This window comes from Micromonospora sp. NPDC003776, from assembly GCF_053605645.1.
In genome coordinates, this window is sequence record NZ_JBSGJR010000320.1 from 1 (window position 1) to 7,773 (window position 7,773).

Here is a 7,773-nt window from a genome sequence, read left to right on the forward strand (position 1 = left end):
GCGACCGGCGGGGTGGTGGTCCCCGCCCCCGCTCGCGTCGCCGCGCCGGCGGGGGCCACCCCCCCGACCCGCGCGGCCCCCGCCGGCGGCGCGATCCGGGTGGACCGGGCCAAGGGCGTCTTCCGGCCGCTGCTCTCCGCCGGCAACGCCATCTACGGCGGCGGCTACCGCTGCTCGCTCGGCTTCAACGTGGTCAAGGGCGGCGTCTACTACTTCCTCACCGCCGGGCACTGCGGCAACGTGGCGAACACCTGGTACACCGACTCCGGGCTCAAGACCCTGATCGGCCCGACCATCAACTCCAGCTTCCCCGGCAACGACTACGCCCTGGTCCGCTACGACAACACGTCGCTGAGCCACCCGGGCGGCTACACCGCCGCGAACGCGTTCGTGGGTGAGTCGGTCAAGCGGACCGGCTCGACCACCGGCACCCACAGCGGCACGGTGACCGCCCTAAACGTCACGGTCCGCTACGTCGGCAGCGGCACCGTGAAGGGCATGATCCAGACCACCGTCTGCGCCGAGCCGGGCGACTCCGGCGGCCCGCTCTACGACGGCACCAAGGCGCTCGGCATCACCTCCGGCGGCAGCGGTGACTGCAAGTCCGGCGGCACCACGTTCTTCCAGCCGGTCAGCGAGGCGGCCAGCGCGTACGGCGTGACCGTCTACTGATCCACACCACCAACGAGGACCCGCGCCCCGGTAGGCGCGGGTCCTCGTCGCGTTCCCCGACCGTCTGCTCGTCGCCGGGGGCAAGCGGCCGCCGGCGCTGGTCTGGCCGGCCTAGTGGGTGATGGTGAAGCAGGGGTGTCAGCCATGTCGCTGGCGCCCGCGTCACGTTCAGGCTGTCTGGCGGCATCGATGTCATAATTGCCCGTGCCATTGACTCAACAGCAGGTAAAGCCGCATGTCATGCGCTTCATTGCGGCGCTCGAGAAGACCAACTCCTGCTGGTATCTCATTGGACGAGCCCGAAGCAACGGCTACGGTTCGATCGCCGCCGACGGCAAGCGTGTCAGTGGACACCGTTTCGCCTATGCCGCATTCGTCGGTGACATACCGCAAGGCATGAAATTGATCACCTGTGCCGAGACCGGGCCTGCGTCAATCCGGCTCACTTGGAGCTGGTCACCCGGGCTGAGAATCTCCGGCGGCGGGACCATTTCGGAAAGCCCCTGGGGCACCTGTCCCTAGCCGACCGGCTTCTCGCCCGCCGGCTCGTCGACGGTGAAGGGTGCTGGATCTGGACCGGAGCCAAAGTACGCGGCTACGGTGTCCTCTCCATCGCGGGCCAGACCCAATACGTCCACCGGGTTGCCTACGAACTCGCCGGTAGCACGCTCGGCGATGACCTGACGCTTGACCACCTCTGCCAAAAACCGGCCTGCTTCAACTCTGATCACCTTGAAGCTGTGTCCCGGAGGGAGAACAGCAAGCGAGCAACGACGTCGAACAGACGCCGACGCACCTGCCGCAATGGGCACGTCCGACAGGAGGTCGGTGTCAACTCGGACGGAACCTGCGCAGGCTGTCATCCCGACCGCCGGCGCAAGGGTCCTCCTCGGCGTAGCGACGTGCATATCAGATGTGCCAAGGGGCACTCCTACGCCGAGACCGGTCGCTACCCCTCGGGCGGCTGCATCGCCTGTCAGAAAATCAAGGATAAGGGCCGACGGAAAGGTCCGCGTCCAGCCGTACAGTACTGTCCGCGCGGTCACGACACGTTCCAGGTAGGCAGATCGCGTGGCAACGGCGAGTGCCGTGAGTGCGCCCGGCAGTATGCCCGCACCCGGTACGGCTACCGGCGCACCGCAGCGGAGCTGGTGAGCCACTGCCGGAATGGGCACGTCCGTACTGATGACAACACCCGGATCGTTGGCAGAACCCGGAATGGCCGGCAGCGTACGGAGCGACTCTGCCTGGACTGCCGGCGCGAGGCGGTGGCCCGCCACGAGCAGCGGCGACGCACCCGCTACGGGGCCGCTGGCGGGCGGCTTTCAGCGAACTCCCGCCACTGACCGATCTCAGCTCTGCCGCGCTGCGCGCCGCGCTCGCCGACCCGGTGCGCTGCCCCGTCCGCCCACCTCCGGCCGCGCCGCCCGCGTGCCAGGGGTAGCGGGCGCCTGACCGGCGCGGGGGCGTAAGGCTGGCGCCAGGCGCACGGCCTGGAGCCGACGTGGGCAGCGATGCGCGCACCTCGACGATGCGAGTCGCGCAGGCGAGCGGCTCGGGCGGCCCAACCGAACCGGTGGGTCGCCGCGCCGATCGTGCCAGCGCACCACAGCCCGGCGGACCGGCCGGCACCACCGATCCCCCGGCGACCAGCGCCGCTCGGCGTACGCGCCGCTCGATCGGTGGAGTGCCCGGCCCCGCTCGGGCAGCTCGAACGCTGATTGCCGACTCACGTCTTGCCGGGGTGACCAGGCATTTCGACAGTGGAACCAGGTTCCGCCGCACGATCCGGCGGAGCGACGGCAGGCCGCGTGACGCCGCGTGGGGCGCCGGCCAGAGCAGAGAGCGGAGGCACCGGGGATGGACACCGCCGTTGTGGACCCCGACTACCAGGTCACCGACTTCGAGGAGGACGACGACCCGGAGTCGCTGATCGGGGACGAGATCGAGTACGACCTGTCGGCGGACGAGGAGCAGTGACATGAGCGTGCACCTGGCGCCCGCCCTGCGCGTCCTGCGCGACGAGATCAACACCCGGTGGCCGCACCGGGACCGCACGTCCGACGGCTGGATCGGCGACGCCGCCCACCAGGCGCGCGGCTCCCACTCCGACCACAACCCGGACGCCGACGACAGCTCGGTCAACGCGCTGGACGTGGACGTGGACGGCATCGACCCGCTGCTGGTGGTCCGGCACGCGATCACCCACCCGTCCTGCCAGTACGTCATCTACAACCGGGTGATCTGGAGCCGCACCCGCGGCTTCGCCGCCGCCCGCTACACCGGGCCCAACCCGCACAACAAGCACCTGCACGTCAGCGTCAGCCACAACCGGGCGCTGGAGGACAGCACCCGGGCGTGGGGCATCGCCACCGCGACGGTGACCAAGCTCGGCGACCGGGTGCTGCGGGACGGCTGCCGGGGCAGCGACGTCCGCGAGTTGCAGACCCTGGCCAACCGGCTCGGCGCCGGACTCACCGTTGACGGCTGCTTCGGCCCGAAGACCACGGCCTGGGTGCGCGGCTTCCAGAAGGCCCGGGCCCTGACCGTCGACGGTGTGGTCGGCGCGGCCACCCTCGCCGCGCTGCGGACGGCCGGCACGCCGGTGTCCCGGCCGCCGTCGGGCAACGCCCCTGGCTCCCGTACCGTCCGCCGGGGCTGCACGGGTGACGACGTCGCCTTCGTCCGCCGGTTCATCGGCAGCCGGTGCGGCGGGCCGGGCGCCGACTTCGACGCCGGCACCGAGGTGGGCGTCCGCTGGTATCAGGGGATGCGCGGCCTCACCGCCGACGGCATCGTCGGCCCGCTCACCTGGAAGCAGATGGGCGTCCGGGTCACCTACTGACCGGTCTCTGGAGTCCTCAGCACGGATCCGGCCGCCCCGGCAGTGTGCCCGGGCGGCCGGACCGCGTCAGCCGTTCTTGCGACCGACCGCGCAGTACTCCGAGGTGGGGGTGGTGTCGTTGCCGTCCGGACGCCACTGGGAAGAGGTGACCAGCCCGGGTTCGAGGAGTTCGAGACCCTCGAAGTAGCGGCCGATCTCCGCCGGCGTCCGCACGGCCATCTGCGCGGCACCGCCCTCGTTCCACATCGCCAGCGCCCGATCGACCGCCTCCGGGTTGACCTCCCGGGTCGGGTGCGACAGGACCAGGTAGCTGCCGGCCGGCACGGCCTCGACCAGCCGCCGGACGATCCGGATCGCCTCCTCGTCGTCGACGATGAAGTTGACGATGCCGAGCAGCATGATGGCGATCGGCTGCGTGAAGTCCAGCGTCCGGCGGGCTTCGGCCAGGATCCGCTCCGGTTCGCGCAGGTCCGCCTCGATGTAGTCGGTGGCGCCCTCGGGGCTGCTGGTCAGCAGCGCCCGGGCATGCACCAGCACCATGGGGTCGTTGTCGACGTAGACGACGCGCGACTCCGGCGCGGTGGCCTGGGCCACCTCGTGGGTGTTGTTGGCGGTCGGCAGGCCGGTGCCGATGTCGAGGAACTGCCGCACACCGGCCTGGCCGGCGAGGTGGCGGACCGCGCGGCCGAGGAACTCGCGGGTGAACCGGGCCGACTGGACGAGCTCCGGCATGAACGCGAGAACCTGCTCGGCGGCCTCCCGGTCGGCGGCGAAGTTGTCCTTGCCGCCGAGGAGGTAGTTCCACAAGCGGGCCGAGTGCGGGACGGTGGTGTCCAGCGCGTCGGCGCGGACCGTGGTGGTCGAGGGCTGCTCCGTCACGGAGGCTCCTTTGTGTCCGGTGGTCCGGGTCAGCCTAGGCCATGTCGTGGTGCCCGTCGGACCCGCGGCGACGCCGGGTGACCGGTCGGTGGGCGCCACCGGGGTCAGCTCTGGCGCAGCGCCGGCATCGGCACCGGGACGGCGAGCGCGGTCGCCCCCGCGCCGGTCCCCCGCTCGCAGGTGTTCGGCGGCACGGTGCCGATGCCCCGGGTGGAGGGGCGCTCGGCGGCCCAGAACATGAAGCCGAGCATGCCGGGGGTGCTGCCGGCACCGTTGGGCGCGACGCCCTGGACGTACGGGGCGGCGGCCTTCTGCACCGAGTTGGCGTAGTCGACGCACTCCGGCAGCGGCTTGCCGCCGTAGGCGATGTAGACCCCGCCGGTGAACTTGGCCGGGGCGAGCGGCGGCACCGGTGGGCTGTACTGCGGTTTGCCGTCGACGTGCTCCTGCCAGCTGGCCTGGGAGGTGCTGGCCGAGGCGGGGCGGGCGGGGACCATGGCGTTGGCGTAGTCGAGGACCGGGGTGTCGGTGCGCAGCCAGTCGGCGGTGGCCTTGCGGTTGAGGTCGATCAGCCAGCGGTCGCCGGCGGCGACGTCGATGGTGAGCCGGGCCTCGGGCCGGGTGCCGGTGGCGTCGTACGGGTTGACCGCCCGGTAGGCGGAGATGAAGGACTGCAGGCCGGCGAGGTTCGGGGCGGTGTTCTGCTCGTAGTCGATCTCGATGCCGACGCCGAGCCGGGTGGCTACCGCGGCGGCCCGCTGGCCGAGCAGGGTGGCGTTCTCGGCGAGGGCGGCGTCCCAGTCGTCGGTGTAGGTGATGCCGCCGATGGAGAGCATCACCCGGACGCCGCGGGAGGTGAAGTACTGCACGATCTCGGCGGTCATGCCGCGCGGCACGCCGTCGAGGGTGGTCGTGTCGGTGGTCTGGTGCAGCAGGTCGAGCGGGTTGACGAAGCTCAGCACGACCAGGTTGACCGAGGGTCGGCCGTCGCCGCGGTCGATCAGCCAGTGGTTCTGGCTGTCGAACTCCGCGACGGTGCGCGGGGTGGTCCAGGTGCAGTAGTCGTTGCCGCAGTGCCAGGCGCCGTAGACCTGGACGGGCGTGGCGGCGAGGAGCGTGGGTGCCGGTCGGGCCGGCGGCGCGGCGGCGGCCGGGGTGGTGGTGGCGAGGGTGAGCAGGAGCGCGGCCAGGGGTACCGAGCGTCGCATGGGGACCTCCCCGATCGATCAGTACGCCTTGTTTACAGTAAGGCGCTGATCCGCGTCAATGCATGGCGGCGACTTCGTCCCGGACCCAGCGCTGGAAGGCCCGCGCTTCGGGTCCACTCGGTGCCGGCCCGCCCCGCCGGGCCGCGATCGCCCGATCGATCAGCTCGGCGTGCCGGCCCCGCTCGGCCAGCCACCGCCCGGCGTCCACCTTGGCCAGCCAGGTCCCGGTCCGCACCCGGGCCAGCGACCGGCAGGCGCCCAGCACAGCGTCCTCGGTGCCCGGCGCCGGGCCGTCGCCCTCCGGGGTGGGCAGGGCCAGCCACCAGTCCAGCGCGGTGACCAGCAACCGGCGCAGGTCGGCCGAGGCGGGATCGGCGAACACCTGCGACGCGGGCGGGCCGAGCAGGGCCAGCCCGGACTGGCGCAGGATGCTGCGGTCCAGGGCGTACCAGAACCGCCCGTCGGCGGCCGGCCGGTCGGCGGGGTCGTAGGTGGCCCGGAACGGCATGGTGGCCCCGGTGTTCAGTTCCACCTCGAAGCCGGGCTCCGGGGTGCCGGAGCCGGCCACGTCCCGCTGGTAGACCACCAGTTCCAGGCCGCGCGCCGGGCAGCGCAGCGACTCGTGCCGCAGCCCCGCCACCAGCGCGCGCTTCGCCGCCGCGGCCACCGGCCCCGCGGTCACCAGCGCCACGTCCGCGTCGCTGCGCCCCGGCTGGTACGCGCCCAACCCCACCGAGCCGGCCGCGTACGCGCCGATCAGGTTGTCGCCGAGCACCCCCCGGGCCCGCTCGATTAGTTCGGTCAGGTAGTCACGCAACGGCTCGTCCATGCCCCGCATCGTGCCCCGGGGCGGGACGGGTCAGGCAGCCGGGTCGGGACAGCAGACCGTCAAAGCGCCCCGGACGACCTTCACCTTCAGCCGCTTCGCCGCCGACCGCGCGCCCCCGTCCAGCTCGTACGTCTTGGGGGCGGCGAACCGGACGGTGACCTTGCGGCCCCGGGTGATCCGCACGAACGGCGAGTCCTCGGAGCGCCCGGCGGCCATCCGGCCCAGCGTGCGGGCCCAGTCGACGGCGCCGCTGGCGGTGGAGACGCCGATCTCCAGCGCGCCGTCGTCGGGGCGGGCCTCGTCGAAGGCGGGGATGCCGCCGGTGATCGTGCCGACGTTGCCGAACAGCACGCAGCTCGCCTCGCCGTCGAACCAGTCGGCGCCGTCCACCCGGACCCGGGTACGCACGCACTCGCCCCGCACGTGCCGCAGCCCGGTCCAGACGTAGGCCACCCGACCCAGCCGGCCCTTGAGCTTGCGGTCGGCATCCCGGATGAGGTCTCCGTCGAACCCGGCGCCGGCCATCACCGCGAAGTGCTCCCCGTTGAGCCGGCCCAGGTCCAGCTTGCGCCGCCGGCCGTGCAGCGCGATCCGGAGCGCCTCGGGCAGGTCGTGCGGGATGCCGAGGTTGCTGGCGAAGAGGTTGGCGGTGCCGGCGGGCAGGATCCCCATCGGCACGTCGGAGCCGGCCAGGGTGTCGGCGCAGCGCTGCACCATCCCGTCGCCGCCCCAGACGAGGACCAGCTCGGCTCCCTTGTCGAGCGCCTTGCGCACCTTCTTCGGCGCCTTGCGGCTCTTCGGCACCTCGTACCAGAGCAGCTTGCCGACTCCGGCCGCGACCAGCCCGGCCCGCAACTCGTCGAGCCCGCCGCCGAGGATCTTCTTCCGGTGGGCGACGACCGCGACGACGCCGGCCGGGTCTGCGGGGGCGTGGGCGGCGGGTCGGTCGGTCGTGCTCGTCCTCATGGCTCCCGGTGTTACCCGAACGGTGGAGCCTCTATGCCTGTCCGGTTCCACATGTCGGCCGATTTCGATCAGCCGCAGGCTGTGATCGGCCGATCCCTTTCGGTAAAGTACCCAGCGTTGATCGCCGGCGCTGGCCGGCGGCCAGGGGGTGCCGGGGATGACTCGACGAGGCGGACGGCTGACGCGAGTCACGCTGCGCCTCGTACTGCTGCTCGGTGGGGTCGCCGTCGCGTGGGGCGCACACGAGATCGCCACCGCCGGCGCCGCGCACGCCGCCACCCGATCGGCCTGGGTCAGCGTCACCGCGCACCCGGTCGCCGAGGCGCACAGCCCACGGCGAGGGCACCACCGGCCGGACTTCACCCGGCACCGTC

Annotated in this window: 8 protein-coding genes and 1 pseudogene; 5 read left to right on the top strand and 4 right to left on the bottom strand. The window is 72.2% G+C overall.

The genetic code is table 11. The annotated features are described in order from the left end of the window. The 4 genes from ACWEVO_RS23220 to ACWEVO_RS23235 form a co-directional block, all read left to right on the top strand. The coding region (locus ACWEVO_RS23220) for a S1 family peptidase (protein ID WP_452309632.1) at positions 1–672 on the top strand (672 nt) is incomplete at its 5' end. Positions 673–912: 240 nt separating this feature from the next. Next, positions 913–1,194 carry a hypothetical protein gene (locus ACWEVO_RS23225; RefSeq protein ID WP_452309633.1) on the top strand — a complete coding sequence of 94 codons (282 nt, stop codon included), beginning with the start codon at positions 913–915 and terminating at the stop codon, positions 1,192–1,194. Continuing rightward, entirely contained in the window at positions 1,083–2,018 is a 936-nt protein-coding gene (locus ACWEVO_RS23230; RefSeq protein WP_452309639.1) for an HNH endonuclease, read from the top strand. Before ACWEVO_RS23225 ends, ACWEVO_RS23230 begins: the two co-directional genes overlap by 112 nt. 635 nt (positions 2,019–2,653) lie before the next feature. Next, positions 2,654–3,517, top strand: coding sequence for a peptidoglycan-binding domain-containing protein (locus ACWEVO_RS23235; RefSeq protein WP_452309634.1), 864 nt, complete (start codon positions 2,654–2,656; stop codon positions 3,515–3,517). 66 nt (positions 3,518–3,583) lie between these two features. Here ACWEVO_RS23235 and ACWEVO_RS23240 read toward each other — a convergent pair whose 3' ends face one another. The 4 genes from ACWEVO_RS23240 to ACWEVO_RS23255 form a co-directional block, all read right to left on the bottom strand. Then, on the bottom strand, positions 3,584–4,396 hold the full coding sequence (locus ACWEVO_RS23240) for an SAM-dependent methyltransferase (protein WP_452309635.1): 813 nt from the start codon (positions 4,394–4,396) through the stop codon (positions 3,584–3,586). Positions 4,397–4,500: 104 nt separating this feature from the next. Then, the gene (locus ACWEVO_RS23245; protein ID WP_452309636.1) at positions 4,501–5,604 is read right to left on the bottom strand and encodes a hypothetical protein; all 1,104 of its coding nucleotides are present in this window, start codon (positions 5,602–5,604) and stop codon (positions 4,501–4,503) included. 55 nt (positions 5,605–5,659) lie between these two features. Further along, a complete protein-coding gene (locus tag ACWEVO_RS23250) occupies positions 5,660–6,433 on the bottom strand; it encodes an aminoglycoside adenylyltransferase domain-containing protein (protein WP_452309637.1) in 774 nt (257 codons plus the stop codon). Between the two features lie 30 nt (positions 6,434–6,463). Then, on the bottom strand, positions 6,464–7,399 hold the full coding sequence (locus tag ACWEVO_RS23255; RefSeq protein WP_452309638.1) for a diacylglycerol/lipid kinase family protein: 936 nt from the start codon (positions 7,397–7,399) through the stop codon (positions 6,464–6,466). 157 nt (positions 7,400–7,556) lie between these two features. Here ACWEVO_RS23255 and ACWEVO_RS23260 point away from each other — a divergent pair. Continuing rightward, positions 7,557–7,773: pseudogene (locus tag ACWEVO_RS23260) on the top strand (hypothetical protein); the annotation flags it as partial.